Below are 24,673 nucleotides of genomic sequence, written 5' to 3'. Positions count from 1 at the left end.
CGCCGAACCGAACGACGGAGACGTGTGTATACTTCCTACCCCGCGCCCCGGGAGTATAAGTACCACCATCCCGGCGTCGGTCGGCGACCCGCGTCGTTTTCCCGAGCGGCCCCGAACGGCCGCCGGATGGACGGGAACGCGCTGCTCCAGCGCCGGCAGGTCGCGGTGTACGCCGTCGCGGTGCTGCTCGCTGTCGTCGTCGGCCTCGGCTGTCCGGTGGCAGCGCCGACGCTCGAACGCCTGATCGACCCGGTGTTAGCGCTCCTGCTGTACGTGACGTTCCTCGAAGTGCCGTTCGTCCGGTTCCGGCGCGCGTTCCGGAACCGGCGGTTCGTGGCGGCGGCGCTGGGACTCAACTTCCTCGTCGTTCCGATCGTTGCTTGGGCGCTCACACGGTTCCTGCCGGCGGAGCCCACGCTGCTCGTCGGCGCCTTCCTCGTGCTGCTGACGCCGTGTATCGACTACGTCATCACGTTCACCGACCTCGCGGGCGGCGACGCCGAGCAGGTGACCGCGACGACGCCGGCGCTGCTGCTCGGCCAACTGCTCGCGCTGCCGGTCTACCTCTGGCTGTTCGTCGGGCCGGCGGTCGCGACGGCGATCGAGCCGGGGCCGTTCGTCGAAGCGTTCCTCCTGATCATCGCGCTCCCGTTGGCGCTGGCGTGGGCGACGGAGGCGTGGGCGGAGCGCTCGCACCGCGGCGCGTCGTGGCAGGCGGCGATGGGCTGGCTGCCCGTGCCAATGCTCGCGGCCACGCTGTTCGTCGTGATCAGTTCGCAGCTCCCGCGCGTGTGGAACTCGATCGGTCGGATCGCGGCAGTCGTTCCTATCTACGTCGCGTTCCTGCTCGCCATGCCGCCGATCGCGACGGTCGTCGGTGTGCGGCTGGACCTGCCCGTCGGCGAGCGGCGCGCGCTCGTGTTCACGTCGGTGACGCGGAACTCGCTGGTGGTGTTGCCGCTGGCGCTGGCGCTCCCGCCGGCCTACCAGTTGGTGCCGGCAGTGGTCGTCACGCAGACGCTCGTGGAGTTGGCGGGGATGGTGACGCTGACGCGGGTGGTGCCGCGGTGGCTGGTGCCCGAGGGCGAGGAGTAGTCGTCAGCGGGACTCCCGCTGCTCGACCTTGTTCAGGTGTCCAAAATCCACCATACGTGTGTCGAAACGCGATCCGAAACGAGCTCTCAGGCCTGTCAAAACACACCGTAGAGTAACTGAACACCCGCTAGCGTCGGAGCAACATCGCCAGGAATAGCCACAGCGTTCGCCAGCCTACCGCGTCTCGAACGAGTCCACCACGTCGCTCGTTGAGTACACGTCGACGACCAGCCGCATTCAGTCCGCCTGCTCGTCGGCGCGTTCGCGTCCGCGCTCGTTGATTTTGTCGGCGATTTCGGCCACGTCGCTCTCCGTGAGTTCGCTGTCGGACGTGAGTTCGTCCATCACTTCGAGCGTCTCGATCTTCTCCTGGATGGCCTGTCGTGTGACCTCGCTCCAGTTGATCTCCGGGTGGCGCTCCATCCGGTCTTTGAGGTCGTCGTCGACGTTGACCGTGATTGTGGGCATACAGAGAACTACGTGTACACAGAATACTGTGTCTTTCGGTAGGCTCAGTTTTTCACAGTATGTACTCTCGTTAGTCTCTTGAGAGAGGATTGCGCAGCTACCTGAAAGGAACTATCGTGGTCGTCCCGCGCCAAACGCGCTGAGAAGGCCGTTTTCGCCTACCGACTCTCCCGCTGCTCGACCTTGTTCAGTTCGATCAGCAGCCGGAAGATTGCCTTCACGAGGTTCGAGTCCACGTCGAAGCGCTCGGCGTTCTCGCCGGCGCGGTCCATCACCGCCTGCTCTTGGTCCTCGTCCGTCGTGGGGAGCCCCTGCTCCGCCTTCACGTCGGCGATCGTGTCGGCGACGTAGGTACGCTGGGCGATGAGTTCGACCAGCTCTTGGTCGATCTGCTGGATCTCCTCGCGCAGTTCCTCCAGGGTCATGTCGTCGGGTGTGCGTTCGCTCATAGGTATCTGCCTCCGGTCGCCCGCGTCTCGGTCCGCAGCGTCTCGCCGGGCCGCTCCTGCCAGCGCTCCTCCACCGCTTCGAGGCCGTCGGGGTCGCCGACGGCGACGACGCTCGGGCCCGTCCCGGAGAGGGAGACGCCCGCGACGTGGGGCATCGCCTCGACCGCGGGCTCGGCGGAGAAGCCGAGCGCGGCCGAGAACGCGAGCCCGTTGAGCGTCATCGCGGTTCCGTACTCGCCGTCGAGCGCGAGCTCCTCGACCAGCTCGGCCATCGGCGCCACGCGCTCACAGCGCTCCGCGTCGGCGTCGGCGGAGTAAGCGCGCTCCGGCGGCGTCCAGACCAGCGCCGCCCAGTCGACCTCCTCGCGGGCGAGCAGCTCGTCGGCGGTGTTGTCGGTGACGGTGAGCCCGCCGAGCATCGACGCGCTGGCGTCGTCGAACGCGCCGGTGACGGTGACGCCCGCGGCCCGCGCCGCTCGAACGCCGAGTCGGCAGGCGTCCTCGTGGTCGACGATTCCCGCGAGTCCGAGCGCGTCGGCGGTCGCGAGCACGGCCGCGTTCGCGGCCGCGGAGGAGCTTTTCAGCCCCGCCGCGGTCGGCACCTCGCTCTCAGTTCGGACCGTGCCGCCGACCGTCTCAGGGCCGGGGAGGTCCGCGGTCGCTGCCGGGTCGTCGCCCCACTCCTCGACGGCGAGTGAGACGCAGCGTTCGATCAGTTCGGTATCGGCGTCGGGCTGGCCGTCGATCTCCCCCTCGATCTCGCCCGAGCCGTCGAGTTCGACGTGGGCGGCGGTCTCGAAATCGAGCGCGAACGCCGACCCTCGGCCGGTCGCGAGCGCGTTGAGCACCGTCCCCGCGCCGGGCGCCGCGGCGTGGCCGTCCATGTCCGTACTGGAACGGCTCCCGGGCTTGAAGCTGGTGGTCGCGGCGACGGAGGGTTACAGCAGCCGCGCGCCCTCGGTCGAGACGCGAGTCCGGTTCGCGAGCACGCCTTCGCAGTCGACGGCGACGACGGTCTCGCCGAGCATCGCCATCGTGGCCGCGCCGCCGGCGTCCTCCACGCGAGCCACGTCGTCGACGACGCGCTCGGTCGGGAGGTCCAACGCTTGGGCGAACGGCCACGAGCGCTCGATCACGGCCCGGAGCGTCGGCGGATCGGGCAGCGCGTCGAGCACGGCGCCGCCCTCTTCGCGGACCTGATCCATCAGCGCCTCGTCGGCCAGCGCGTCGGCCGTCGAGAGCCCGCCGTAGGTGACGTACTCGACCGGCTCGGCCGTGTCGACGCGCTGTCGGCCGTCGCCGACGTTGTACAGCAGCCCGCCCGCGTCCTGAATGAACACGTCGCCGAGCCCGGTGCCCGCGGCGACTTCGGCCTCGTGGCTGTGCTCGACGAGCTCGTCGCGAGCGTGACCGAGTTCGAACCGTTCGTTCGCGGCGAGTGCGGTCGCGAGCGTCGCGGCGCCGCTGGCGCCGAACCCCGCGCCGAGGGGCACCTCCGGGCGCACGTCGACCGCGGCAGCGACGCCGAGGCGGTCCAGCACGCGCTCGACCGGCTCGAACTCGGCCGGCTCGCCGTCGACGGTGACTTCGGTTTCGTCGGCGTCGTCGACGGTGACGGTCACGCCGTCTTCGAGCGCGACGCTGGCGCCGCGGGAGCCGGACTCGATCTGATCGGGAGCGAACACGGCCGTCACGCTGGCCGGGGCGAAGGCGTTCATAGTTGGGGGTGGGGAGTGGTGTAGTTGAATCCGTGTGGTTTCGGGTTTTCTCTGTTTTCGGTGAGTTGGGCGTCAACCTCGGGTCTGACCCCAACCGCAACGGCATCTCGGTGCTAGACCACTTGTGACCGCCGTGCGCCGGACACGAGGTCCGGCGCAGCACCGAGTCCCCACCCCTCCCCCCGCCGGCGCCAAGATTGGCGTCATCAGAAATCGGAGATTTCTGATTGGCAGACGAGAGTCGGAGACTCTCGTCGACGCCGGCGAGGCGTCCACCGCCCCGCTACCGCACCGCGGTCGCTGTCGGCGCGAAGCGCGAGCAGGGCGAGACCGACGGTCTCGCTGGCAGTGCGGGCGACGCGTGGGTCGCCCGCACGACGCCTCCGTCCGCGAGCCGAGCGCGAGGGACGAACGAGCGAACGGACGTGAGCGAGTGAGTCGGTTGGGGAGGGGAGAGGGCTGTGCGGGGCGGTGCGGTCGCAAGTAGTCTAGCTCACTCCGCGGTCGTGTTCACGATCGAAACCGCGAACTCCGTGGTCACGTTCGCGGTCGTGGTCGTCAATACTGCAGCAGTCCGTGCGATCACCGAGCCAGCGTCTCCCCCCACACCACGGAGACACCCACATGAGCCAAGCAATCCGTCGAACCCCCAGAACCCACGGCAGCATCGGTATCGGAGACGAAACACTCAAACGCCGACCCCGACAACCGAAATGTATGGAACTGCGGGTCATCGAGAAGACTGACGAGGAACTCCGCATCGAGGTCGCCGGCGAGGGTCACACGTTCATGAACGTCCTGAAGGGGACGCTGCTGGAGCACGACGACGTCGCCGCCGCGACGTACGACGTGAACCCCGAGCAGTCGGGCGGTCAGACGGAGCCGATCCTCTCGATCACGACCGAGGGCGACGCCGACCCCCTCGACGTGCTCGAGACCGCCGCCGGCGACGTGAGCGAGAAGAGCGCGGCGCTGCGGGACGCGTTCGAGGACGCGGCGGCCTAACGGCTCTCGGACTGTTCTCTCTGTCGTCGTCCGTCGCCGACCGTTCGAAGATCCCGTGACGCGGGAAGAATCAGATCCGGACCGGGATTCCGCGCTCGGCGAGGTACTGCTTGACCTCTTGGATCGTGTAGTCCTCGTAGTGGAAGATCGAGGCCGCGAGCCCGGCGTCGGCGTCGGCCTCGGTGAACACCTCGTACATGTCCGCGGGCGAGCCACAGCCCGAGGAGGCGATCACGGGCGTCGAGACGGCGTCACACACCGCCGCAGTGAGCGGGATGTCGTACCCCTCCTCGGTGCCGTCCTTGTCGATGGAGTTGACGAACAGCTCGCCCGCGCCGCGTGACTCGGCCTCCTCGGCCCACTCGACGGCGTCGATCCCGGTGCCCTCGCGGCCGCCCTTGACGGTACACTCGAACCAGCAGGACTCGCCGTCGACGCGCTCGTAGTGTTCGCCCTGCTCGTCGTACCGCCGGCGGGCGTCGAGCGAGATCACGATACACTGCGAGCCGAACGCCTCGGCGCCGCGGTCGATCAGGTCCGGGTTCGCGATCGCGCCGGAGTTGATGCTGACCTTGTCCGCGCCGGCCCGGAGCGTCTCCTTGATGTCGTCGGTCGTCCGGATGCCGCCGCCGACGGTCAGCGGGATGAACACCTCGTCGGCGACCGCAGACACCGTGTCGAGCATCGTCTCCCGACCCTCCGCGCTGGCGGTGATGTCGAGGAAGACGAACTCGTCGGCGCCGGCCTCGTTGTAGCGCTTAGCCATCTCCACCGGGTCGCCGGTGTAGTCCAGATCTTCGAAGTTGACGCCGGTGTAGACGGCCGGGTCGCCGTTCTCGTCCACGTCCACGTCGATGCAGGGGATGACCCGTTTGGTGAGCGTCATTGTGTGGGCTGGGCGGCGTCTGTCGACGGTCCGCGCATACGCTCGCTGGGCGGGCCACCCATTTGCACGTTACGGAAGGAGCGATCACCCGGCCCGAGCGAAACCCGGCGACGGGAGCGGGCCGATCGCCGGAAGCGATTTACGCCGTCCGTCCACACGTCCGAGTATGGTCGACGCCACGGAGCGCGACGGGATGACGTGGTACCAGTGTGAGAACTGCGGGCTCCTGTTCGACGACGAAAGCGACGCCAGCCAGCACGAGGACAACTGCGCCGGCGACGACCCCTCGTACCTCCAGTAGCCCCAGCTCTCGAGCCGCCTGCCGGAGACCAGTACGTCGCTAGCGCTGATCCGCCCGTCCGTTCGGCACCGGGCGCGGTTCGAGAGCCGAGGCCGCCGTCCTGTGGTCGGTGCTCCGGTGCTACGTCCCGTCGGACTCGTCGACGCCGACGATCTCGAAGCTTTGTTCGCCCCAGTCGTCCTCGACGAACACGAACACGCGGCCCCGGGCCACGTCGGGGTCGGCCTCGACCTCGATCCGCCGGCCTTCGAGGTGGCGCGCGATCACGCCGGGGAACACTTCCTCCTCCTCGCCGGGGTCGATCATCACGCGGCCGACGCCGGTGTCCTCGAGGATCTCGTCCTCGGTTTTGCGATCGTTGACGTACAGCATCACCCCCTCGCTCTCGGTCGGGTCGGTGACGAGCAGGTGACACTCCTTCCCCGGGCCGGTCCGGACCGAGCCCTCCTCGACGCTGGGAACCCCTCGGTACAGCGTCTCGCGGCCGTCGGCGTACTCGACGACGACGCCCTCCTCACGGAGGTCGACACCGACCGTGTCGGGGGGCACGTCGTTCCGGTTGGACATACCCCGGCGTAGCGCCCGCGAACGCAAAAGGGCCGCGTCACGCGTCGCCGACCGCTCAGCGCATCCCCGGCGGCGGCCCCTCGTCGTCGTCCTGCTCGATGTCGACGTCGAGTCCCATCTCCTCGCGGCGTTGTTCGAGCTTCCGGATCTCGCGACGGTAGTACGTGCCGCCGGCGACGGCGACGCCCAGCAGGCCGACCACCAGCCCGCCGAAGATCTGCACGTCACGCGGGAGGTAGAACCGCACGGAGAGTGACTCCCGGGAGATCTCGGTCCACTCGATCGTCAGGTGGCCGTCGACGACCGACGTCGAGTCGGCGGGCGGCGCGATCCGCCCGAACAGCGGGATCGACGCCTCGCGGTTCTCGGGGAGGACGACGGTGTAGTTCCCGCCCTCGACGGCGACGGGGTGGGTGAACTGCTTGGGCGTGCTCTCGCCGGAGTACGCCAGCCGGCCGTCCTCGCCCGGCGGCTCGATCACGAGGTGGTTGTTCTGCGTCCGCACGTCGCCGCCGTGGTCGCCGAACGCGGAGCCGTTGATGGTGGTCCCGTTGGGGTAGCGGTAGCGCAGCGAACTGATCGTGAGCGGCTGGTCCGTTCCGAGAAAGCCGGGGCGGGAGAGCCGGATGCTCTCGTTGACCGCCGAGCGGTCGTACACCGCGCGGTAGGTGACGTTGCTGGTGACGGTGATGTGCACCTCGTCCTCGGCGTCCCAGTCGTACGGCTGTGCCGGCGGCTCGTCGAGTCGGTCGGGACTGGTGGGGCCACCGCCCAGCCCGCCCATGCAGCCGCTGAGGGTGACGAGCCCGACGAGCGCGACCAGCGCGAGCAGTCGACGGTTCATCTCTCAGTTCTCAGGGGACGACGCATTTGAGTTCGGCGGGGAGGTACTCGCCGACGCTCGCGAGCAGCCCCGGCGGATCGGTGCCCGCGGCGCAGACGACGCTCTGTTCGAGCAGCCCCAGCCGCTCGACGGTGATGATGTCCTGTGCGTGGCCCGCGCGGTTCAGCGTCGCGCGCACCTCCCCGCGGGTCGCGGAGTTGACGTTGAGTCGGCCGCCGGAGTCGGCGCCCTCATCGTCGTTCCGGGTCCAGCCGTACAGCAGGTCCTGACTCTCCTCGGCGAGTCGGTGGTCGCCGTTCTCGTCGTAGACGAACTGGAGCGGCGTGTGCTGGACGACGCCGAAGCGATCCCGGATCTGCGAGCCGTCGCCGGGGCCGAGACCGAGATCGTCGGCGTCGATCTCGATCGGCTGGCCCGCGTCGAGCGTCCAGCCGTCGTCGCTCCAGGACTGGAGCGTGCCGATAGCGATCTCGCCGTGGTCGAAGTGGTCGGTGATCTCCCCCCAGCGGTCCCGGAGGACGTTCCGGGCGACGGTCGCGTCCTCGCCCTCGACGGTGACGGCGACGAACTCGTCGTCCCGGACGCCGACGGTCCAGTCGACGTCGAGGTCGGCGAGATCGTTCGCGACGAGCGAGTCCAGACTGTCGAGTGCGCGCTTGCGGGCGCTACCCTCGACGTAGCACTTGGTTGCGAGGACGACCATCAGGCGGCCTCGACGTTGAGCTCGTCGCGGAGCTGGTCGAGCCGCCACTCCATGGCCTCGACCATCCGGGTGTTCTCCATCGCCTCGAGCTGGGTTTCACAGTCGGGGCACTCGAAGCCGAACTCCATCGCCTCCTCGAACTCGAAGCGCAGCGAGCAGTTCTCACACAGGTAGAACTGGTGTTCGGTCTCGTACTCGAGTCGCTGCTCCAGCGCGTCGGCGAGGCGGTGCATCTCCTCTTCGAGGTTCTCCGGGATGTTCTCGTAGTGGAACGTCCAGAGGTAGGTGAGCCAGCCCGAGTCCTCGTCGCGGACCCGACGGTACGCCGCCAGGTCGTTCTCGTAGAGGATGAACAGCGCGCGGCGCACGTCGTTGAGTTCGAGGCCGAGCTCCTCCGCGAGTTCCTCGTCCGTCACTTCGCCGTCCGGGGGGGCGGCGGCGACGGGCATCCCCGTGGGGCCGACCAAGTCGTGGAGGTACTTCTGAATCACCGGGTCCTCCAAGAGTTCCTCAAAAGCCATTGCGGTGACCTAAAAGTGGCACGCGCTTCAACGTTGTGGGTTCCGGGTCTTCGTTCGAGACGTTCGGTTCGTTGGTGGAAGTGAGTGAACCGTGATTGATCGGCTGGTGGACGACGGAACTCGGTCAGCCATCCCGTGAAAGCCCGGCAGCCCCGCTGTGTGACGCGAATCCTCTCGCTGCCCCCGTTCGATTCACTCACGAGGACTCCGTCACTCGCTCCCAACGTAGCGGTGTCACGTCGCCCACGGAAACGAATCCACTTCAGGACCCCGACCGAGAGCTATTCAGACGACACACGGCGCCGCCGCTACCCGGACAACTGAACGCAGAAAGGATCTCGACGGGCCTACAGCCCGGCCTCGAAGTCTTCGAGGGCGTAGCTGGGCTCGGCGCCGCGGCGGTCCAGCGTCTCGTTGGCCAGCAGCCAGTAGACCACCGACAGCGCGCGTCGACCCTTGTTGTTGGTCGGGATGACCAGGTCGACGTTCGAGACGGCGTTGTTCGAGTCACACATGGCGATGACGGGGATGCCGACCGTGATGGCCTCCTTCACCGCCTGTGCGTCGCCGATCGGGTCCGTGACGACGACCACGTCGGGCTCGATGTAGCCGTCGTACTTCGGGTTCGTCAGCGTGCCCGGGATGAACCGACCCGTGCGGGCGCGGGCGCCGATGGCGTCCGCGAACTTCTCGGCCGGGAACCGGCCGTACTGCCGCGAGGAGGTGACGAGCACCTGCTCGGGGTCGTAGTTGGAGAGGAACTCCGCCGCCGTCCGGATGCGGCCGTCGGTCTGGCTCACGTCGAGCACGTACAGACCGTCGTCCCGGACGCGGTGGATGAACCGCTCCATGTCCTTCGTCTTCTGCTGGGTCCCGATGTGGACCCCGGCGGAGAGGTAGTCCTCGACGGGAATGAGGAGGTCTGCTTCCTCCTCGTCCGGCATGACGTTCTCGTCGAACCGGGACTCCTCTTCCTCGGCCTCGTCGGCCTGCTCTGTTTCTGCCTCGGCGTCCGAGGCGGGCTCTGCCGCCGCGTCGGAGTCGGCGACCTCGTCGGCCACCTCTTCCTCGGCGGGTTCTGTGTCGTCGTTCTCGCTTTCGCTCATACAGCGTCCTCCGCGATGCGGATGAGTTCGTTGAGTTTGGCAGTTCGCTCGCCCCCGACGGTGCCCGTCTTGATGAACGGTGCGCCGGTCGCGACGGCGAGGTGTGCGATCGTCGTGTCCTCTGTCTCTCCCGAACGGTGGGAGATCACGGGCGTGAACCCGTTGCGGGTCGCGGTCTCGATGGCGTCGACCGCCAGCGAGAGCGTCCCGATCTGGTTCGGCTTGATCAGGATGCTGTTGCCCGCGCCCCGCTCGATACCCTGCTGGAGTCGCTCGGTGTTGGTGACGAACAGGTCGTCCCCACACAGGAGCGTCTCCTCTGCTCGCGGGCTTCGCCCGCTCGCGTTCGAGGCGCTCCGAGCCTCGCTACCGACTCGGTCGGTGAGTTCGGCGAACCCCTCGAAGTCGTTCTCCTCCAGGGGGTCCTCGACGTACGCGAGATCGTACTCCGCGACCAGCTCGGCCACGTAGTCGATCTGCTCCGCGGGGCTCCGGGACCGCTCGCCGTACTGGTAGGCGTCGCCGTCCCAGAGCTCCGAGGCCGCCATATCGAGACCGAACTCGATCTCGAATCCCACGTCCTCGGCGACCTGCTCGCAGGCCGTCGCGACGATCTCGAACGCCTCGCTGTCGTCGATCGACGGCGCCCACGCGCCCTCGTCGCCTTTCGCGGCGGGGACGCCGCGCTCGGTGAGGAGTTCGCCCACGGTCTCGTGGACCGCGGCGTTGGCGAAGGCCGCCTCCGCGACGGAGGGGGCCCCGACCGGCGCCGCGAGGAACTCCTGGATGTGGGTCGCGTCGGCGGCGTGCTCGCCGCCGCCCACGACGTTGCCCAGCGGCACGGGGAAGTTGTCCCCGCGGAACGTCCCGCCGAGATGCTGGTACAGCGGCGCCCCGAGCACGTCGGCGCCGGCCTTCGCCGCCGCCATCGAGATGGCGACCGCGCTGTTGGCGCCGATCTCCGAGAAATCCTCGGTGCCGTCGGCGCCGCGCAGCGCGGCGTCGACCTCGCGCTGGTTCCCCGCGTGGACCTCGTCCACGAGCCGGGGGACCGCGTGCTTCCGGGCCGCGGCGATCGCTTCGCCGGGCGGGAGCTCGACGGCCTCGTGCTCGCCGGTGCTGGCCCCCGAGGGGGCGGTCGCGCGGCCGAAGCCGCCCGATCGCGTCAGCACGTCGGCCTCAACCGTGGGGTTGCCACGGGAGTCGAGCACGCGCCGGAGCGAGACGCCGCTGATGCGCGTCATTTGCCCTCCCGTCGAACGGTGAACGGCAGGACACCGGCGTCGTACTCCTGTGCCGCGATGAGGTACGGTTCGGTCCGGTCGGTCTCCACCAGCACCGGCGCGCCGTAGGACAGCTGCAGCGCTCGGGCGCCGATGATGCGGGCCTTCTCGTACCGGTTGAACTCCGTGTCCGTGCTCATTGGTAGGGGGAGACGACGTCCACCAGATCGCGGTGGCTCACCATCATGCGCCGGCAGCAGTGCCGATCGACGCCGAGGTCGTCGAGCACCGCCGCGGGGTCCTCGTCGCCGTCACGCGCTCGTTCCTCGAACTCCTCCCAGTGTTCCCCGATGACCTTGCCACACGAGAAACACCGGACGGGTATCATCATGGATTGATCACCTCAGCGGTAGGACTTCTGGTAACGGGCACGCGCGCCGGGCCCGCCCCACTTCTTCGGTTCGGACTGCCGGGAGTCGTTCACCAGCAGCGAGCGGTCGAACTCCATGTACGCGTCGCGGAGTTCGGCGTCCTGCAGGTGCTGGACGAGTCCGCGGGCGATCGCGGTGCGGGCCGCGTCGGCCTGCCCCGCGAAGCCGCCGCCGGAGACCGACACGTCGATGTCGACCTCCGAGCGGAGGTCGTCGCCGGCGATGCGGAACGGCTCCAGCATCTTGAGCCGCGAGAGCTCCGGTTCGACCAGCTCGACGGGCTGGGAGTTGATGCGAACGCGACCCTCGCCCTCGCTCACGGTGGCGCGGGCGACGGCCGTCTTCTTCTTGCCGGACGTGTTCGTTACCATGTCTTGTTGGCGCCGAGGGTCTCGGAGATCTCACCGAGCGTGGTGAACTTGATGTTCGAGAGCCGGTCGAGCGAGGTGCCCTCGAGCACTTCGCCGTCGCGGTCGTGGGGGTTGCCCACGTAGATGCGGACACTCTCGAAGGCCTCGCGGCCGCGATCCTGCTTGTACGGCAGCATCCCGCGCACGGAGCGCTTGAAGATGCGGTCCGGACGCTTGGGGTAGTACGGCCCCGAGTCCGAGCCCAGATCCGCTCGCGTGCGGTAGGTCTCCATCGTGGCCTCCTCGTTGCCGGTGATCACCGCCTGCTCGGCGTTGATCACGGCGACGCGGTCGCCGTCGAGGGCGCGCTGGGCGACCTCGCTGGCGACGCGACCCATGATGCAGTCACGGGCGTCGACGACGACGTCGGCCTCCCACTCGGCGACGCTCATCGAATCACCCGCACGTTGCTGCCTTCGGGGTTGTCTTCGAGTTCCTGTTCGAGCTGTACTGCCTCGCCGACCTGGTCGATCTTCTTCCGGGCGGTGCCGGAGAACTCGACCGCGGCGACGGTAACGTCTTTCTGGAGCACACCGCTACCGAGCACCTTGCCGGGCACGACGACCGTCTCGTCTTCCTGGGCGTATCGCTCGATGCGACCCAGGTTGACCTCGGCGTGCGTGCGGCGCGGCTTCTCAAGCCGTTCGGCAACGTCGGCCCACACGTTGGCACCGACGTCGCGGGAGACCGACTTGAGCTCGGCGATGAGGCTCCCTAGTCTCGGGTTCGTCTTGTTGCTACTCATGGATTGACCTCTAAAGTGGAGTTGCCTCCGGAAAACTGAGAGTGCAGGGAGCAGGATTTGAACCTGCGGACCTCTACAGGACAGCGCCCTGAACGCTGCGCCGTTGGCCTGACTTGGCTATCCCTGCCTGCACTCTCGTGTACTCGATGTCCCTTGAAAGCGGTTTCGGTCCGCACCCACGACACGCCGGCGCCGCGGCTCCCGGATCGGGGGCTTGCGTCGGGGTGGCGTGGGGTTGGGAACATCAGACTGCGACTTTCTCTTGTAGTTCGTCCGCGCGTGACTCGATCGACTCGATCCCGCGGAGCACCAGTTCTTCGACCGTCATCGAGCCGTCCGTCTCCACGTGGAAGACGAAGGCCCCGGGCACGTCCTCGACTTCGAGTTCCTTTCCGGGGTAGCGCTCGGTCAGGTCGTGATCGAACTCGTCGGTCGGGACCAGCTCACCCTCCTCGGTCTCGATGACCCCGCGGAGGATGTTTGTCTCTTCCTCGTCGAACTCGCCGCGCTCGCCGACGACCGACACCTTCCGCAGGTGGCGGTAGCCGACCGCGACGCCCCCCGACTGCTTGGCGTGGCTCTTGCCGTCGTCGAGGACGGCCTCGGCCTCCAGCTCGATGCGCTGGTTCTCGCCGCTGGGGTTCTCGTTCAGCTGGATGATCGGGATGTCCTCGTCGGCGGGCTGGACGTCGGGATCCGAGGACTCGATGTCCCCGGAGTACGCCGTGTCCGGCCCCTCGACGTCGAGCGCGAGGGTGACGGTGTCACCGTACTCGAAGTCGTCGGGCGTCGTCAGCGGGACGAGCCCGAGTCGGAGCCCGATCATCTCGTCGAACATCACCGAGGAGTTCTCCACGACGTGGAGCGTGTCGATCGAGAGCGTGGGCACGTCCGCGATCATCGCCCGGCGGAGCCCGTTGGCGAAGGCCGGGGTGAGACCGCGCACGAGGATCCGCGCCTCGCGATCGTCGCCTCGGATGAACTCGACGTCGAATTCGTCTGCCATGTGTTACAGTCGGTTCTTCTTGGGTGCGCGCGTCCCGTCGTGGGGAAGCGGAGTGACGTCCTCGATGCGGCCGATCTCCAGCCCCGCGCGGGCGAGCGCTCGGATCGTCGCCTGTGCGCCCGGCCCCGGGGACTTGGTGTCGTTGCCGCCCGGACCGCGAACGCGGACGTGGACGCCGCCGATGCCGGCGGCCTTCACGTCGTCGACGACCGCCTCGGCCATCTGCATGGCCGCGTACGGCGACGCCTCGTCGCGGTTCTGCTTCACGACCGTCCCACCGGAGGACTTCGCGACCGTCTCCGCGCCGGTGGCGTCGGTCACCGTGATCAGCGTGTTGTTGAACGACGCGAACACGTGTGCGATACCCCACTTCTCGTCGTCGTCGGCTGTGGACTCGCTCTGGCTCATTCGTCTTGACCCTCCGCGCGTGCGGGGTGGAGTTCGTCCGCCAGGACGGAGTTCTCGTCGAACTCGATGGTGTCCTCCTCGGAGACGGTCACGAACTTCGAGGGCTCGGTGACCCGAGCGCCGTCGACGGTGACGTGGCCGTGGACGAGGAACTGCCGAGCCTGCTGGGGCGTCGACGCCAGCCCCTGTCGGTAGACGACGGTCTGGAGGCGGCGCTCCAGCACGTCGGTCTCGTCGAGGCCCAGCACCTCGGTGATGTCGTCGTTCTCGTTGAGGATGCCGATCTTCCGGAGCCGGGCGACGAACTCCTCGCCGCGCTCGTTGGCAGCCTCGACGTCGCCCTGTGCGGCGCCGAGCAGCCGTCGGGCCTCGCGGCGGAAGTCGCGCAGGCGCGACTGTGCGCGCCAGAGCTCTTCCTTGCTCTCGAGCCCGTAGCGGTCGACCAGTCCGGCCTCCTCGGCGATACGCTCGCCCTGGAACGGGTGGTTCGGCGTCTCGTAGCGTTTGGTGGCGTTACCTGTCGTCATTCTGCCTCATCCTCCTCCATCTCCTCGCGGATCTCCTCGATGTTGACCCCGATGGTCCCCTCGGTTCGACCCGTGGACTTGGTCCGCTGTCCGCGGACCTTCTGCCCGCGCTCGTGGCGGACGCCCTTGTAGGAGCTGATCATCTTCATGCGGTTGATGTCGTGGCGCCGGGACTCCTCGAGGTCGCCCCCGGTCTCGTGGGTGGTCTCGCCGGAGAAGAAGTCCTTCTGCCGGTTGGCCATCCACTCGGGGACGTGGTCGCCGAGGTTCTCGACGACCTCGACGACGCTGTCGATCTCGTCGTCCTCGAGGCGCCCGAACGTCGCCTGCCGATCTACGTCGGCCTCGTCGGCGACGATGCGCGCCATGCGCTTGCCGATGCCTTTGAGTTCGCTGAGGGACCGCTCGACGGATTTGGTCCCGTCCAGGTCGGTCTGCCCGATCCGGACGAAGTACTGGAGGTCCTCGTCCCCCTCCGCCTCGCCGTCCGCTGGTTCTTCTGCACTCATATCTGGTTGGTGTCGGTGCGAGCGTTGCGGCGGGGATTTGAACCCCGGAGGCTGTGCGCCACAGAGTTAGCAACCCTGCGCCTTGGGCCAGGCTAGGCTACCGCAACCCGCGTTGTCTTCTATCGTCGCCCGACTCCGTCGGACTCGGGACGCCGCGCCCCTACAGTTCACTACACCCATCGCTTCCGGGACTGTACACTTAAACATCACGGAACGGGGGAGGGTGTGTGAGTGGGGAACACCGCCGACGGCGGCGGGCCGATCGCCCGACGCGGGCTCGCCGGCTACAGATTCAGAATCTTCCGCGCCTCCGCCGTCGACGCCACCGGCCGCCCCAGCTCCTCGGCGATCCGGACCGTTCGTTCGACCAACTGGGCGTTGCTCTCGGCCTGCTCGCCTTTCGCGTAGTAGAGGTTGTCCTCCAGCCCGACGCGGACGTGCCCACCGAGGAGGATCCCCATCGTCGTCAGGGGGAGCTGGTGGGGGCCGAACGCGAGCACGTTGAACTCCGCGCCGTCCGGGACGTTCGCCACCATGTTGAGGAGGTTCCGCGGCGAGGGGATCGTCGTCGTTCCGCCGCCGAACACGAGGTTCACGTACGGCGGCTCGTCGAGTTCGTCCCAGATCCGCAGCGACTCGTTGAGGTGGCCGCCGTTGAACACCTCCAGTTCGGGCTTGATCCCGCGGGCCTGCATCTCCTCGTGGAGCGCGTCGACCAGCGCCCGGGTGTTCTCGCTCGTCAGGTGGTCGTACCGGTTCAGCGGCCCCATGTCGAGCGACGCCATGTCGGGCGCGGGGTCGGTCCGCAGCGGCTCGGCCCGGAGCGCGTCGGGCGCCGCCGTCCCCCCGGTGGAGTGCTGGATCACCACGTCGTCGGTCGCCGCCCGGACCGCCTCGGTCAGCTCCTGAAACCGCTCGGTCGAGAACGCCCGTTCCCCGGAGTCCTCGCGGGCGTGGAGGTGGAGGATGCTCGCGCCCGCATCCTCCGCGGCCGCCGCCGCCTCGGCAACCTCGGCGGGCGTCTCGGGGACGTTCGGGTTGGCCTCCTTCCCGTGGACCCCGCCGGTGAGCGCGGCGGTGACGATCAGCGGCTTCCCGTCGCGGTAGTCGTCGTAGCTCACGAGCCCGCCTCCTCCGCCCCCGAATCGTTCTCGCCGTCCGCCTCGAAGCCGGTGATCGAGCCGAGCCCCTTCGCCTCGCGGTAGAACTCGCAGTCGGTCTCGGGGTCGAGGCCGTAGCGCTTCGCGCAGATATCCGCCCGCATCGGCTGGACGAACGCGTCGACGGCGGTGCAGTACGGCCGTTCGCCGTCGAACGACTCCTCGTCGCCGGCCCCCCGGCGTTCCAAGAACTCGCAGGTGTCGGACATACCTCAACGTGGCGCCGCCGACCCATGAAGCTACCTTCGGTGGCACACCACACACCGCCGGGGGACCGCTGGACTTTTTCGGGCGTTCCGGGTAGCCGGCAGCGTGTCCCCCGACGAGTCCGCCGACGACGTGACTCGTCGGCTCGACGACGCCTTGGAGCGGGTCGCCCACGGCGCCGCGGTCTCGGTGCCGAGCATCCTCCTCCAGCGCGGGCTCACCGTCGTCTTCACCGCCGCGCTCACGAACGGGCTCGGTGCGGCCCCGTACGGCTTGTTCGCGCTGGCCCGGCGCATTCAACGGTTCCTCGCCCGAATCGTGCTGGGGTTTCGGAACGGGCTGAGTCGGTTCCTCCCGACCGCCGATCAGGCGGAGCGGAACGCGCTCGCGACGTTCGCGTCGCTGCTGCTGCTCGGCGTCTCGACCGTCTTCGGCGCCGGCCTGTTCCTCGCGGCGCCGCGGCTCACGGCGATGGCCGGGCAGAGCGCGCAGTTCGAGACGCTGGTCCGGGTGTTCGCGCTCGGGATGCCCGCGAGCGTCTGGCTGTTCACGGTGACAGAAGTGCTCCGGGGGATCGAGGCGGTCGCGCCGCTGAACCTCACGCTCCGGCTCGCGTTCCCCGCCGCACAGCTGGTCGTCGGCGTCGTCGGCGCGTTCGTCCTCGGCGACATCGTGTTCGTCGCCGGGGGCGTGCTGGCGGTGATGGGGCTGACCGGCGTCGGCGCCGCGGTCTGGATCATCCGCGCACGCGGGTTCCGCCCGCGCCTGCGCGGCCCCGACCTCCCCGCACTCCGCCGGCGGTACCTCGACTACACGATCCCGCTGTTCCTCGGCGGGATCGCGACGACCACCCAGCGGCTGGGGTTCTATCCCCTGATCGCGGTGCTTCTCTCGGGCGTCGCGGGCGGCGTGTTCTCCGTCGGCGTGCTGATCTCCCAGTTGGTCCGCCTGCCGCTGATGGCGATCAATCAGTTCATCCCGCCGGTCGCGGCCGCGCTCAACGAGCAGGGCCACGGGGAGGCGCTCGCCCGCCTCTACCACGTCACCAGCCGGCTCGTGCTCGTCGGCGTCGTCGCCGCCGCGGTGCCCGTGGTAGTCTACCGCGAGACGGTGATGGCGGCGTTCGGCCCGACGTTCACCGCGTACGCGCCGCTGCTGGTCCTGTTCGTGCTCGCTCAAGTCGCCGCCTGTGCCGCGGGCAGCGTCGGCATCCTGCTCCGGATGACCGACCACCAGCGCGCGCTGTTGGTGACGAACGTCGCGATCACGGCCGTGCTCGCGGTCGTCGCGGTCCCGCTCACCCTCCGGTTCGACCTCGCGGGCGTCGTCTGGACGTACCTCCTGATGCTCACGCTCAACAACGGGATCGAGGTGCTCGTGCTCTACCACTTGGAGGGGCTCCAGCCGTTCACGAAGCGCCACGGCTTCCCGCTCGTGGCTGCCGTCCCGTACGCGGGGATCGCACTCGGTGCCCGTGCGCTCGCCCCGGGCGTCGTCGGCGCGGTCGCCGGCACCCTCGCGGGACTGCTTGCGTTTGCGGCGACGCTCAAACTGCTCGGTTTCACGCCCGTCGAACGCCGGCTGGCGTCGACGCTGTTCGAGCGGTACGGGACGATGTTCGGCGGTTGGTCGCTACGCTGAGTCAGTTCCGGCCTCGCGCTCGTCCGGGGCGGGCGAGAGTCCGGCCCGGTGGGCTCGCCCGTTCTCGCCGCCGAACCCCGCCGCGTCGGTCAGGTCGCCGACGAACACCAGCGTCGCGGTGTCGAGCACCAGCCCCACGGGCGCCAGCCCGACGATCCCGATCAGCACACCGAGGATCGAGAGGTTCGCGACGACGAGCGTCGCCGGCACCGAGATGAGCAGCACCACTACCGCGTAGGCGGCGGCGTAGCGGAGGTACGCGCCCCCGTCGGTCGCCAGCGAGACGCTCCAGCCGAGTGCGCGGCCCAAACCGACGTCGTGGAGCACGATCAGGAACGGCGCCGCGTACAGCAGGTAGCCGCCGACGACGAACACCAGCAGCCAGAGCACGAGCAGTCCCCGGAGCCCGGCCGGACCGAGCGCGAGCAGCGCGGGCGGCAGGAACATCGCGAGGAGCACGAGCGCGAACCCCAGAAACGGGAGCCAGTACTCCCGGATCGCGGCGCCGAACGCCGGCGGCTCGCCACGGACGCCCCGGGAGAGTCCGCCGAGGTAGCCCGCGAGCAACACGCCCTGTAGGACGATCCCGACGGCGAACAGGACGACGCCGGCGAGTGCGGTCGGGCCGACCGCGACGCCGCCGCCCGGGGTCGGGGTGGAGACGAACGACCACGCGTCGGTCACCGGGATCGGCACGCCGAAGGAGATCCCGGCGTGGAAGTCGTAGTCGGCGCCGAGGACGTTCCGTATCTGTCGACCGTTCAGCGCGGACAGCAGCAGCGGGACCAGCGCGTACCGCCACAGGCCGTGCTCGGCGAGTCGGTCGACGCTGTCACCGAGGCGGGCACCGAAGGAGGGCATCGCCCGGACGCTACCGGCGAGAACGCCGTAAAACTACTGGGGGATCAGTCCGCGGCCGAGATGTACTTCTCGTTGATCTCGTACTCGCCGCGGTCGTTCTCGACGAGGTACTCGCCGTAGTAGGGGACGCGCTCGGCGACCACCTGCTCGAACGTCTCGCGGATCTCCTCGCGGCTCATCTCGCCCATCGACTGCAGGTCGTCGTTGCGGTTGAGACAGCCCTTCAGATACCCCTCGTGGGTCACCCGGACGCGGCCGCAGTTGGCACAGAAGTCGGCGTTCTCGACGGGGTCGACGATCTCGACCATCCCGCCCTGGAACTCGTCGAGTTCGGAGGGCTGGGGGGAAGCGGCGACCGACGCCGCCGTCTCGGGGTTGACGAAGTAGCGCTTCCGATCGTGCATCTCGCGGTGTTCGACGTGCTCGGCGATGTCGTCGAGCCAGTCGTGGACGCGCTGGATGTCGATGTTCCACTCCGGCCGGCCCGTGAGCTCGGGCATGTACTCGATCAGCTGGAGCTGGAGCCCCTCGTTCTCGGCGACGTGTTCGACCATCCCCTCGACGTAGCCGGCGGTGTGCTCGAACACGACCATGTTGAGCTTCACGGGCGCGAGGCCGGCGTCGACGGCGGCTTGGACGCCCTCCATCACCTTCTCGTAGGCGCCGGACTTGGTGATCTCGGCGAACTCGTCGGGGTCGAGCGCGTCCTGCGAGACGTTCACGCGGTCGAGTCCCGCCTCCTTCAGGTCCTCGGCGCGCCCCGGGAGGAACGTCCCGTTGGTGGTCATCGACACCTCCATCTCGTCGGGCGCGCGCCGGATGATCTCCTCCAGATCCTGCCGGAGCATCGGCTCGCCGCCGGTGAGCTTCACCGAGTCGACGCCGTACTCCGAGACGACGTCGAGGAAGCGCACCACGTCGTCGGTGTCCATCTCGTCGTCGCCGGGCTCCATCGGTCCGCGGGTGTCCCCAAGCCCCTCGTTGTGACAGTAGACGCAGTCGAAGTTACACCGGTCGGTGAGGGAGACCCGGACCCCCGTCACCTCGCGGCCGAACTCGTCCGAGAGCGGCATTGGCTTACGGTTCGTCCGGACGGGCTTAAGCCTCCGGGTGCTGGCACCCGGATTGTAACTGTTCGTGGTTTCGCCACAGTCGGTGTGGTGGTATCGGCGGGTACAAAATCGACCCCGCGCCGGGAGCCGGCTTCAAAACCCTCATTAGCCGAACGCGCCACCTTCAGCTATGGACGAAGCCGCCGTACGCGACCTGCTCGCGGAGGTCGAGGACCCCTCCCTCGGCGACGATCTGGTGTCGCTGGGACTGGTCAACGCCATCGAAGTCGAAGAGGGGACCGCGAAGGTATCGCTCGCGCTCGGGGCGCCGTACGCTCCCCACGAGTCGGCGATCGCCGCCGAGGTCCGGGAGACGCTCGAGGACGCCGGGCTCGAGGTCGAGCTCTCGGCCAACATCCCCGACGATCAGGACGGCGAGGATCAGGTGCTGCCGGGCGTGAAGAACATCATCGCCGTCGCCTCCGGGAAGGGTGGGGTCGGGAAGTCGACGATGGCGGTCAACATCGCCGCCGGTCTGTCGAAGCTCGGCGCCGAGGTGGGCCTGTTCGACGCCGACGTGTACGGGCCGAACGTGCCGCGGATGCTCGACGCCGACGAGGCGCCGCGGGCGACCGACGAGGACACCATCATCCCGCCCGAGAAGTTCGGCGTGAAGCTGATGTCGATGGCGTTCCTCTCCGGCGAGGACGACCCCGTGATCTGGCGGGGCCCGATGGTCCACAAGCTCCTCACGCAGCTGGTCGAGGACGTGGAGTGGGGCGAGCTCGACTACATGGTGCTCGACCTGCCGCCGGGCACGGGCGACACCCAGCTGACCATCCTCCAGACGCTGCCGCTGACGGGCGCGGTCGTCGTCACGACGCCACAGGAGGTGGCAGTCGACGACGCCCGGAAGGGGCTGCGGATGTTCGGCAAGCACGAGACGCCGGTGCTGGGGATCGCCGAGAACATGGCCTCGTTCCGGTGTCCGGACTGCGGGAACGAGCACGAGATCTTCGGCGAGGGCGGCGGTCGGACGCTGGCCGACGAGAACGACCTGCCGTTCCTGGGCGGGATTCCGATCGACCCCGAGATCCGACAGGGCGGCGACGAGGGGAAGCCGGTCGTGCTCCGGGAGGGCGAAACCGCCGACGCGTTCCGCGTGCTGACCGAGAACGTCGCCAACAACGTCGGCGTGATCCGCCGGCAGAGCGTCCAGCAGCATGGCTGGTGAGGACGGCGAGACCGGCGCCGACGGCGCGGGCGACGACGAACCGGACTGGGAGATGGCGCCCGAGGGCGACGCGACGTTCCCGGAGAACGCGGAGAAGCGGGAGACGCTACGGGAGGTCGCCGACGAGATCCGCGCCCGCGACGACTCCTCGGAGGCGTCCCAGATCGGAGCGTTCCTCTACCGCGTCTCGGACCTGTACAAGGAGGGCGAGGAGACCTCGATCCCGGAGATCTACATGAATATGCGCCACATTCTGGAGGTCCGGGAGCAGGGCGGTTTGGATCCGGACGGCGAATAGGGCGATTTCGTGGTTTGGGTCGGGTTTTGCTTTGGTTCGGAATGGGCAGCGGACAGCAACAGCATCTCGGAGCCTGACTACTTGCGACCGCACCGCCCCGTACAGCCCTCGATCCTCCCCAGCCGACTCACTCGCTCACGTCCGTTCGCTCGTTCGTCCTCCGAGGGAGCAAAGCTCCCTCGTGTCCTCGCTCGTTTCACTCGCGAGGACCTCGCGCGCTCGTTCGCCCACTGAGGGGTCGTGCGGGCGACCCACGCGTCGCCCGCACTGCCAGCGGGACCTCCGGTCCCGCCTTGCTCACGTCACGCGCCACCGCAACTGCGGTGGCGGTGGACGCCTCGCGAGCGCCACTCACGGCGCTCGCGGGGGGAGGGGTGGGGAATCGGTGCCGCGCCGGGCTTCATGCCCGGCGCACTGCAGTCACAAGGTGCCAGCGATCGAGATGCGGCCGCTGTTCGCGGTCGCGGTGCCGTCGGCGACCACTCACCCAAAACCCACCCCAAATCAGCAGCGAACCGTTTTTCCACGCGCCAAACCTCACCACGAGTAGTGGACGCCCATCAGGACGACCTCGCGAACCCCTTCGCGATGGACGAGGACTGCCGGAACTGCCCCGCCCTCGCCGACTGCCGCGAGCAGGTAGTCCACGGCTACGGCGACGCCGGCGGGGAGTTCGTCTTCGTCGGCGAGTCGCCCACCGCGGGTGCCGAAGCGACGGGCGTGCCGTTCACCGGCGACGCCGCGGGCGAGCGGATCCAGCGTATCCTCGCCGAACTCGGCTTCTCGCGCTCCTCGCCGGACGCCGCCGAGCCCGACCTCCAGAACGCCTACCTCACCTACCTCTCGCGCTGTCGCCACCCCGAGCGGCCGGCGACCGACGACGAGGTGCGGAACTGCGAGCCGTTCCTCAACGCCGAACTCCGGATGATCAACCCCCACATCATCGTCCCCATCGGCGACCGCGCGCTGCGAGAGCTCGCGATCGAGTACACTACGCGGTCGCCGGACAGCTTCGACGTGACCGAGGAGCACGCCACGACCGTCCGGGGGCGAGGGTTCGAACTCGTCCCCATGATCCCGCCCGGAGAGCAGACCGACGCACAGGAGGCCGCGTTCGTCGAGCACGTCAAAGAGAACGTCTTCTCGCGTGACTACCGGCAGACGAAGGGGCGCAGGAGTCGGTAGTCGCTCGGCGCTACGTCCAGTACGCCGTCTCGTCCGGAACACTGCGGCTGCCGACGACGACGCCGGCGGCGACGACCAGCACGACGAACGCGAACACTGCCGCCGTCGGCGCGAGCGCCGCCGAGTCGGGGAGCCGTCGCAGGAACGTCCCAAGCCCGCCGAGGGCGAACGCCGAGGTGATACCGGACGCGAGCAGTCCGGCCGCGCGGGAGTCGAGCATACCGGCGCGTCAGCGGGCAGTCGCTTAAGCGCGGCGCTCGACGTTCCGGCGGTCGCGACCCGCCGGATTCAAGCGCGCGCCGAGCCGACAGTCGACGATGACAGTCGTCGTGCTGCTCGCCGATCCGCCACGCCCCGGACTCCGCTTTCCCGACCTCGCGGCGACGAGCCCGCTGACCGAGTCGGAGGCCGCCGAGCTCGCGGCCGCGATAGCGAAAGACACCATGCGGGCCGTCGAGCGCTCGGGCGCCAGCCTGCTGGTGAACTACCGGCCCGAGGAGCTGCTCCCCGAGGAACATCGGACCGACGCCGCCCCCGAGGCGGAGCTGCGCGCGCTCGCCGCCGACGCGCTCGAGGACGTGAGCGACGTGCGCTTCGAGCCGCAGGTCGGCTCGACGACCAGCGCCCGCGTGGGCAACACCGTCACCCACCTGCTCGAAGAGGAGGAGGCCCGCTCCGTCGTCGTGCTGCCGGGGAACACGCCGTTCGTCACGCGGACGGGGATCGACTCCGCGGCGATGAAGCTCCGCTCCAACGAGGTGGTGCTGGGTCCCGGCGCCCGCGGCTCGGTGTACTACGCCGGCTTCACCGACACGGTCGACTTCACCGACGCGATGGCGCCGCCGGCGCTGAACACGCTCGCGGAGCTGGCCCGCGGCGAGGGGCACGACACCGAGTTCGTCCCGACCCAGCCGACGATCGAGACCGGTGACGACCTCGCGAGCGTGGTCGCGGAGGTCCGCGCGCGCGTCGCCGCCGAGCGGGCCGTCCCCGAGTTCACGACCGCGCTGATCGAGGAGTACGGGCTGGTCGTGGACGAGAACGGCCTCGATCGGCAGTAACGGCCGCCCAAGGCTTTTACCGGCGCGTGCGGAACCGGGAAATATGTCGGTCCGAAACTCCCGACGGCTCCGCTACCCCCTCGGCCTCGTCGCGCTGGTCGTGGGGATCTTCGCCCTCCAAGGTGCCCTCGACGTCGTCGTCCAGCGCGTGGTAGAGTCCGGGTTCCCCGCGTGGCTACCGACGTTCGGCAGTCCCGGCCAGACCGTGGTGACGTACACGATGCTCGGCAGCGCCTACACGTACCTGCTCGTCCCTGCGGCCGCGTTCTGGTTGGGGGTTCGGTACGCACGCGTGGAGTGACGCCGGAACGGTAGGTTCAACCCACCCGAGCCAGTACGGCCGGACGCGCGGTGGGATGGCAGAGTGGCCTATTGCGCCGGTCTTGAAAACCGGTGGCGTCAGCCTCCTGGGTTCAAATCCCAGTCCCACCGTCGTCTCCGAACGACAGTGAGGAGCGACGCGTGTCGGATTTGTAGCCCAGAGAACGAGCGAAGCGAGTTCTCGCGGTTCAAATCCCAGTCCCACCGTATGCTGCGGCTCGCAAGTACGCGAGCCACTCCTCCGGCGTCGAGATCCCGACCGCGTCGAACGCAAAGGCTTTGGGCCGGTCGGGCGAACGACCGAGTAATGAGCGACGCCGACGACTGGCCCCACGACCCGGACGGCGAGCAGGGGAGCGAAGGCCGCCGCAAGTACGGTCACGCCGTACTGGCCAAGAAGATCGACGAGGAGGAGGACTTCCCGCTCTCCGCGGAGGAGTACGTCGCCGACTACGGCGACCACCCGGTCCGGATCAGCCACGAGCAGGTGGTCTCCGTCGAAGAGATCTTCGAGAACGTCGACGCCGAGGAGTTCGAGGACTTCGTCGAGTTCCACCGTACCCTCGGTGCGGTGATGCGCGAGAACGGCTACTGGTTCTACGAGGGCGCCGAGCAGTTCGTCGACGCCTGAGCGACTGCCCGCCTTCTCCGCCACTCCCCGACCTGAGGCCGGCCGTTCGCGATCCGAATCTTTTCGGCCGGCCTAAAAGCCGGAACGACTAAGTGGTTTT

Annotated in this window: 35 protein-coding genes and 3 tRNA genes; 11 read left to right on the top strand and 27 right to left on the bottom strand. The window is 68.7% G+C overall.

The window, feature by feature from the left end; genetic code table 11:
• Window positions 1-126 precede the first annotated feature (126 nt).
• Window positions 127-1,095, top strand: coding sequence for an arsenic resistance protein (locus tag ACQUSM_RS01585; RefSeq protein WP_435115129.1), 969 nt, complete (start codon window positions 127-129; stop codon window positions 1,093-1,095).
• Window positions 1,096-1,332: 237 nt separating this feature from the next.
• Here the strand turns inward: ACQUSM_RS01585 and ACQUSM_RS01580 are convergent, their stop codons facing one another.
• From ACQUSM_RS01580 to ACQUSM_RS01565, 4 genes are all read right to left on the bottom strand, one after another.
• Entirely contained in the window at window positions 1,333-1,563 is a 231-nt protein-coding gene (locus tag ACQUSM_RS01580) for a hypothetical protein (protein ID WP_435115128.1), read from the bottom strand.
• 158 nt (window positions 1,564-1,721) lie between these two features.
• Window positions 1,722-2,012 carry a chorismate mutase gene (locus ACQUSM_RS01575; RefSeq protein WP_435115127.1) on the bottom strand — a complete coding sequence of 97 codons (291 nt, stop codon included), beginning with the start codon at window positions 2,010-2,012 and terminating at the stop codon, window positions 1,722-1,724.
• Complete coding sequence (locus ACQUSM_RS01570; RefSeq protein ID WP_435115126.1) at window positions 2,009-2,896, bottom strand: shikimate kinase; 888 nt, start codon at window positions 2,894-2,896, stop codon at window positions 2,009-2,011. Before ACQUSM_RS01570 ends, ACQUSM_RS01575 begins: the two co-directional genes overlap by 4 nt.
• A 54-nt stretch (window positions 2,897-2,950) precedes the next feature.
• Window positions 2,951-3,730: a GHMP family kinase ATP-binding protein gene (locus ACQUSM_RS01565; protein WP_435115125.1), complete on the bottom strand. Its 780-nt coding sequence runs from the start codon at window positions 3,728-3,730 to the stop codon at window positions 2,951-2,953.
• A 717-nt stretch (window positions 3,731-4,447) separates the two neighbouring features.
• Here ACQUSM_RS01565 and ACQUSM_RS01560 point away from each other — a divergent pair.
• A complete protein-coding gene (locus ACQUSM_RS01560) occupies window positions 4,448-4,735 on the top strand; it encodes a DNA-directed RNA polymerase subunit L (protein ID WP_435115124.1) in 288 nt (95 codons plus the stop codon).
• A 70-nt stretch (window positions 4,736-4,805) separates the two neighbouring features.
• On the opposite strand, the gene hisF is transcribed toward ACQUSM_RS01560, so the two are convergent.
• On the bottom strand, window positions 4,806-5,621 hold the full coding sequence (gene hisF, locus ACQUSM_RS01555) for an imidazole glycerol phosphate synthase subunit HisF (RefSeq protein WP_435115123.1): 816 nt from the start codon (window positions 5,619-5,621) through the stop codon (window positions 4,806-4,808).
• Window positions 5,622-5,787: 166 nt separating this feature from the next.
• On the opposite strand from hisF, the gene ACQUSM_RS01550 reads away from it, so the two are divergent.
• Entirely contained in the window at window positions 5,788-5,922 is a 135-nt protein-coding gene (locus ACQUSM_RS01550; protein WP_435115122.1) for a DUF7128 family protein, read from the top strand.
• A gap of 120 nt (window positions 5,923-6,042) precedes the next feature.
• Here the strand turns inward: ACQUSM_RS01550 and ACQUSM_RS01545 are convergent, their stop codons facing one another.
• The 19 genes from ACQUSM_RS01545 to ACQUSM_RS01455 form a co-directional block, all read right to left on the bottom strand.
• Window positions 6,043-6,489, bottom strand: coding sequence for a DUF5796 family protein (locus ACQUSM_RS01545; protein WP_435115121.1), 447 nt, complete (start codon window positions 6,487-6,489; stop codon window positions 6,043-6,045).
• 55 nt (window positions 6,490-6,544) lie between these two features.
• Complete coding sequence (locus ACQUSM_RS01540; RefSeq protein ID WP_435115120.1) at window positions 6,545-7,333, bottom strand: DUF5803 family protein; 789 nt, start codon at window positions 7,331-7,333, stop codon at window positions 6,545-6,547.
• A 10-nt stretch (window positions 7,334-7,343) separates the two neighbouring features.
• On the bottom strand, window positions 7,344-8,036 hold the full coding sequence (locus ACQUSM_RS01535) for a DUF2110 family protein (protein WP_435115119.1): 693 nt from the start codon (window positions 8,034-8,036) through the stop codon (window positions 7,344-7,346).
• On the bottom strand, window positions 8,036-8,557 hold the full coding sequence (gene tfe, locus ACQUSM_RS01530; RefSeq protein WP_435115118.1) for a transcription factor E: 522 nt from the start codon (window positions 8,555-8,557) through the stop codon (window positions 8,036-8,038). Before tfe ends, ACQUSM_RS01535 begins: the two co-directional genes overlap by 1 nt.
• 347 nt (window positions 8,558-8,904) lie before the next feature.
• On the bottom strand, window positions 8,905-9,663 hold the full coding sequence (gene rpsB, locus ACQUSM_RS01525) for a 30S ribosomal protein S2 (RefSeq protein ID WP_435115117.1): 759 nt from the start codon (window positions 9,661-9,663) through the stop codon (window positions 8,905-8,907).
• Window positions 9,660-10,907, bottom strand: coding sequence for a phosphopyruvate hydratase (eno, locus tag ACQUSM_RS01520; RefSeq protein WP_435115116.1), 1,248 nt, complete (start codon window positions 10,905-10,907; stop codon window positions 9,660-9,662). The genes rpsB and eno overlap by 4 nt, the downstream gene beginning before the upstream one ends.
• Window positions 10,904-11,086 carry a DNA-directed RNA polymerase subunit K gene (locus ACQUSM_RS01515; RefSeq protein ID WP_079233229.1) on the bottom strand — a complete coding sequence of 61 codons (183 nt, stop codon included), beginning with the start codon at window positions 11,084-11,086 and terminating at the stop codon, window positions 10,904-10,906. Before ACQUSM_RS01515 ends, eno begins: the two co-directional genes overlap by 4 nt.
• A complete protein-coding gene (locus tag ACQUSM_RS01510; protein WP_053948627.1) occupies window positions 11,083-11,277 on the bottom strand; it encodes a DNA-directed RNA polymerase subunit N in 195 nt (64 codons plus the stop codon). Before ACQUSM_RS01510 ends, ACQUSM_RS01515 begins: the two co-directional genes overlap by 4 nt.
• Before the next feature lie 12 nt (window positions 11,278-11,289).
• Window positions 11,290-11,688, bottom strand: coding sequence for a 30S ribosomal protein S9 (locus tag ACQUSM_RS01505; RefSeq protein WP_379731574.1), 399 nt, complete (start codon window positions 11,686-11,688; stop codon window positions 11,290-11,292).
• Window positions 11,682-12,119, bottom strand: coding sequence for a 50S ribosomal protein L13 (locus ACQUSM_RS01500; RefSeq protein WP_435115115.1), 438 nt, complete (start codon window positions 12,117-12,119; stop codon window positions 11,682-11,684). The genes ACQUSM_RS01505 and ACQUSM_RS01500 overlap by 7 nt, the downstream gene beginning before the upstream one ends.
• Entirely contained in the window at window positions 12,116-12,472 is a 357-nt protein-coding gene (locus ACQUSM_RS01495) for a 50S ribosomal protein L18e (RefSeq protein ID WP_435115114.1), read from the bottom strand. Before ACQUSM_RS01495 ends, ACQUSM_RS01500 begins: the two co-directional genes overlap by 4 nt.
• Before the next feature lie 42 nt (window positions 12,473-12,514).
• Window positions 12,515-12,599: transfer RNA gene (locus ACQUSM_RS01490), tRNA-Leu, on the bottom strand.
• Between the two features lie 117 nt (window positions 12,600-12,716).
• On the bottom strand, window positions 12,717-13,478 hold the full coding sequence (locus tag ACQUSM_RS01485) for a DNA-directed RNA polymerase subunit D (RefSeq protein ID WP_435115113.1): 762 nt from the start codon (window positions 13,476-13,478) through the stop codon (window positions 12,717-12,719).
• Between the two features lie 3 nt (window positions 13,479-13,481).
• Window positions 13,482-13,886 (bottom strand): 30S ribosomal protein S11, encoded by a 405-nt coding sequence (locus tag ACQUSM_RS01480; protein WP_053948632.1) that lies wholly within the window; start codon window positions 13,884-13,886, stop codon window positions 13,482-13,484.
• Complete coding sequence (locus tag ACQUSM_RS01475; RefSeq protein ID WP_435115112.1) at window positions 13,883-14,413, bottom strand: 30S ribosomal protein S4; 531 nt, start codon at window positions 14,411-14,413, stop codon at window positions 13,883-13,885. The genes ACQUSM_RS01480 and ACQUSM_RS01475 overlap by 4 nt, the downstream gene beginning before the upstream one ends.
• A complete protein-coding gene (locus ACQUSM_RS01470) occupies window positions 14,410-14,922 on the bottom strand; it encodes a 30S ribosomal protein S13 (protein WP_435115111.1) in 513 nt (170 codons plus the stop codon). Before ACQUSM_RS01470 ends, ACQUSM_RS01475 begins: the two co-directional genes overlap by 4 nt.
• Before the next feature lie 22 nt (window positions 14,923-14,944).
• Window positions 14,945-15,029, bottom strand: a tRNA-Ser gene (locus ACQUSM_RS01465).
• A 177-nt stretch (window positions 15,030-15,206) separates the two neighbouring features.
• Window positions 15,207-16,043, bottom strand: coding sequence for a 3-keto-5-aminohexanoate cleavage protein (locus ACQUSM_RS01460; RefSeq protein ID WP_435115110.1), 837 nt, complete (start codon window positions 16,041-16,043; stop codon window positions 15,207-15,209).
• Entirely contained in the window at window positions 16,040-16,291 is a 252-nt protein-coding gene (locus tag ACQUSM_RS01455; protein ID WP_435115109.1) for a hypothetical protein, read from the bottom strand. Before ACQUSM_RS01455 ends, ACQUSM_RS01460 begins: the two co-directional genes overlap by 4 nt.
• 103 nt (window positions 16,292-16,394) lie before the next feature.
• On the opposite strand from ACQUSM_RS01455, the gene ACQUSM_RS01450 reads away from it, so the two are divergent.
• Entirely contained in the window at window positions 16,395-17,930 is a 1,536-nt protein-coding gene (locus tag ACQUSM_RS01450; RefSeq protein WP_435115108.1) for a hypothetical protein, read from the top strand.
• Here ACQUSM_RS01450 and ACQUSM_RS01445 read toward each other — a convergent pair.
• Together ACQUSM_RS01445 and moaA are read right to left on the bottom strand one after the other, a co-directional pair.
• Window positions 17,922-18,791 carry a hypothetical protein gene (locus ACQUSM_RS01445; RefSeq protein WP_435115107.1) on the bottom strand — a complete coding sequence of 290 codons (870 nt, stop codon included), beginning with the start codon at window positions 18,789-18,791 and terminating at the stop codon, window positions 17,922-17,924. The genes ACQUSM_RS01450 and ACQUSM_RS01445 overlap by 9 nt on opposite strands.
• A 44-nt stretch (window positions 18,792-18,835) precedes the next feature.
• Window positions 18,836-19,864: a GTP 3',8-cyclase MoaA gene (moaA, locus tag ACQUSM_RS01440; RefSeq protein ID WP_435115106.1), complete on the bottom strand. Its 1,029-nt coding sequence runs from the start codon at window positions 19,862-19,864 to the stop codon at window positions 18,836-18,838.
• Between the two features lie 169 nt (window positions 19,865-20,033).
• On the opposite strand from moaA, the gene ACQUSM_RS01435 reads away from it, so the two are divergent.
• The 3 genes from ACQUSM_RS01435 (at window position 20,034) to ACQUSM_RS01425 (ending at window position 22,560) form a co-directional block, all read left to right on the top strand.
• Window positions 20,034-21,077 carry an Mrp/NBP35 family ATP-binding protein gene (locus ACQUSM_RS01435; RefSeq protein ID WP_435115105.1) on the top strand — a complete coding sequence of 348 codons (1,044 nt, stop codon included), beginning with the start codon at window positions 20,034-20,036 and terminating at the stop codon, window positions 21,075-21,077.
• A complete protein-coding gene (locus tag ACQUSM_RS01430) occupies window positions 21,067-21,375 on the top strand; it encodes a hypothetical protein (RefSeq protein WP_435115104.1) in 309 nt (102 codons plus the stop codon). Before ACQUSM_RS01435 ends, ACQUSM_RS01430 begins: the two co-directional genes overlap by 11 nt.
• 549 nt (window positions 21,376-21,924) lie before the next feature.
• The gene (locus tag ACQUSM_RS01425; protein ID WP_435115103.1) at window positions 21,925-22,560 is read left to right on the top strand and encodes a uracil-DNA glycosylase; all 636 of its coding nucleotides are present in this window, start codon (window positions 21,925-21,927) and stop codon (window positions 22,558-22,560) included.
• A gap of 10 nt (window positions 22,561-22,570) precedes the next feature.
• Here the strand turns inward: ACQUSM_RS01425 and ACQUSM_RS01420 are convergent, their stop codons facing one another.
• Window positions 22,571-22,780, bottom strand: a complete 210-nt coding sequence (locus tag ACQUSM_RS01420) for a hypothetical protein (protein WP_435115102.1) — start codon at window positions 22,778-22,780, stop codon at window positions 22,571-22,573.
• A 97-nt stretch (window positions 22,781-22,877) separates the two neighbouring features.
• Here ACQUSM_RS01420 and ACQUSM_RS01415 point away from each other — a divergent pair, with 97 nt between their 5' ends.
• From ACQUSM_RS01415 to ACQUSM_RS01400, 4 genes are all read left to right on the top strand, one after another.
• Complete coding sequence (locus ACQUSM_RS01415; protein ID WP_435115101.1) at window positions 22,878-23,621, top strand: hypothetical protein; 744 nt, start codon at window positions 22,878-22,880, stop codon at window positions 23,619-23,621.
• A gap of 43 nt (window positions 23,622-23,664) precedes the next feature.
• Window positions 23,665-23,922: a hypothetical protein gene (locus tag ACQUSM_RS01410; protein WP_435115100.1), complete on the top strand. Its 258-nt coding sequence runs from the start codon at window positions 23,665-23,667 to the stop codon at window positions 23,920-23,922.
• A 49-nt stretch (window positions 23,923-23,971) separates the two neighbouring features.
• A tRNA-Ser gene (locus ACQUSM_RS01405) sits at window positions 23,972-24,053 on the top strand.
• A 196-nt stretch (window positions 24,054-24,249) separates the two neighbouring features.
• On the top strand, window positions 24,250-24,573 hold the full coding sequence (locus ACQUSM_RS01400) for a DUF5785 family protein (protein WP_435115099.1): 324 nt from the start codon (window positions 24,250-24,252) through the stop codon (window positions 24,571-24,573).
• Window positions 24,574-24,673 lie beyond the last annotated feature (100 nt).

This window comes from Halolamina sp. C58 (assembly GCF_051195095.1).
In the GTDB taxonomy this organism is placed as follows: domain Archaea; phylum Halobacteriota; class Halobacteria; order Halobacteriales; family Haloferacaceae; genus Halolamina.
The sequence above is the reverse complement of the archived record's forward strand: the minus strand, read 5'-3'. Positions and strand labels throughout refer to the sequence as shown.